This is a genomic window from Streptomyces sp. N35 (assembly GCF_016464295.1).
Classification (GTDB): domain Bacteria; phylum Actinomycetota; class Actinomycetes; order Streptomycetales; family Streptomycetaceae; genus Streptomyces.
The window spans coordinates 1-1,959 of the sequence record NZ_JAEIMH010000028.1; the positions used below are offsets into that span (position 1 = coordinate 1).

Below are 1,959 nucleotides of genomic sequence, written 5' to 3' on the forward strand. Positions count from 1 at the left end.
GGGGGGCCGCCGCCCCTGGCGGGGCGGGGGGGGGGGGGGGGGGCGGCGGGGGGGGGAGACGGTTCGAACACCAGCGGCCGCCCGGCGCCCGGCCGCGGACTGAGGTCCACGGACCCCACGGGGCGCCTCCGCCGCAGGCCCGGCGGGCCTTGCGGGGCGGGCGAGTCGGGGCGCGGGGGCACGGCGGCCGGCCGGGACAGAGCCTCCGGCGGCAGCGGCCCCGCGGGCACGGGACGCAGCCGGGTGGGGGGCTCGGCCCGCGCCCCGGGGCCCGGGTCGGTGTGGGGGCGGAGGCTGGGGCCGGTGCGGGCGGAAATATCCGGGTTCGGGTCCGTGCGGGGCGAGGCGAAGGCGTCCGGGTGCGACTCGGCGCCAGGTGCGGTGAAAGCATCCCGGCTGCGCTCCGCGCCAGGTGTGGTGAAAGCATCCCGGCTTCGCTCCGCGCCAGGGCCGGCGGAAGAGTCACGGTCGCCCTCGGTACGGCTCACGGCGACGGCGGATGGTTGCGTACGGGAAGGTGAACTGCCCGGGCCGCGGCCCGCGTCGGTCCGCTCGGCGTCCGTATCGCCTCCGACAGTCGGTGCACCCGCCGGCCGCGGCGGCGCAGGGGGCATCGGCGGTACGGGAGCGGGGGCACCGTCGTCGGCACGCTCGGGGCGCGGCACGGTGCGCCCCGGGAGCCCTTCACCGGAGCTCGCGCGGCGCGCCCGCGAGGCACGCCCGGCGGTGACCGCATCGGCGAGCAGCGGCCCCGTCGACGGCCCACCGGGCAGGGAGCTCTCCGCGCCGCTGCGCACGGGCACGGGAACACCCCCGGCCGGGGTCTCGGGGCCGGCCGGACGCGGCGGCAGCTCGGCGGAGTGCGCGGAGTCGAGGGCGGCGGGATGCGCGGAGTCGAGGGAGGTGGCGTGCGCGGAGGCGGAATCCGCAGGCACACGGTCGGCCGCAGGCGCATGGTCCGGCAGCCGCGACGAAGCGAGCGGCGGAGGCGGAGACGCGGGGCGCGGGGGGATGTCGGCGCGCTGCGCTTCGGTACTCATCCACCCCCCGTTCGCTGAACTCGCGGGTCCGGGCCCGGGGCGATCTCCGGCACGCTCGTCGCCGCCGGTCACGCACGTCCGTCACCTGTGTCGATCACCTGTGGGGACAGGCCCGTTCCTCCCTGCCTGCGCGTCACTCTACGGTCTCGTGCTGTGCACGCGGGAACCAGTCCGCAGGTCAGGGGTGATCTGTCCGGATCATCCCCCTACCAAGGGGTAATCGTGTCTGGCAGGCTTCGTTCATGACCGCCCTGGCATCAGACCGCGCCCGCTACGACCGCGCCACCGCCGAGCTCGACGCCCCGCTCGCCGTCGTCGACCTCGAGGCGTTCGACGCCAACGCCGACGACCTCGTCCGCCGGGCCGCCGGCAAGCCGATCCGGGTGGCGAGCAAGTCCGTACGCTGCCGTGCCCTGCTCGAAAGGGTCCTGGCCCGGGACGGTTTCGCCGGGATCATGTCCTTCACGCTCGCCGAGTCGCTGTGGCTGGCGCGCTCCGGCTTCGAGGACGTCCTGCTCGCCTACCCGTCCGCGGACCGCGCCGGTTTCGCCGAGCTCGCCGCCGATCCGAAGCTGGCCGCCGCGGTGACCGTGATGGTCGACGACCCGGCGCAGCTCCGGCTGATCGACGCGGCGCGGGGCGGCGGGCGCGAGGAGGTACGGGTCTGTCTGGAACTCGACACCGCGCTCAAGCTCCTGGGCGGCCGGGTCCGTATCGGGGCGCGCCGTTCCCCGCTGCACTCCCCCGCCCAACTGGCCGATCTGGCACGGGCGGTGGCACGGACGCCCGGGTTCCGGCTCGTCGGGATCATGGCGTACGAGGGTCATATCGCCGGTGTCGGCGACGCACTGTTCGGCCGGCCGGTGAGGTCGCGGGCGATCCGCGCGATGCAGAGCGCCGCCCGGCGCGAGCTGGCGGT

At 76.6% G+C, this 1,959-nt stretch carries 1 protein-coding gene and 1 pseudogene; one reads left to right on the forward strand and one right to left on the reverse strand.

Going from position 1 to position 1,959, the window contains the following annotated elements; genetic code table 11:
* Positions 1-1,040 (reverse strand): annotated as a pseudogene (locus JAO81_RS42525) (hypothetical protein); the annotation flags it as partial.
* A 242-nt stretch (positions 1,041-1,282) separates the two neighbouring features.
* On the opposite strand from JAO81_RS42525, the gene JAO81_RS42530 reads away from it, so the two are divergent.
* On the forward strand, positions 1,283-1,959 hold a 677-nt coding region (locus tag JAO81_RS42530), incomplete at its 3' end, for an alanine racemase (RefSeq protein WP_233415514.1).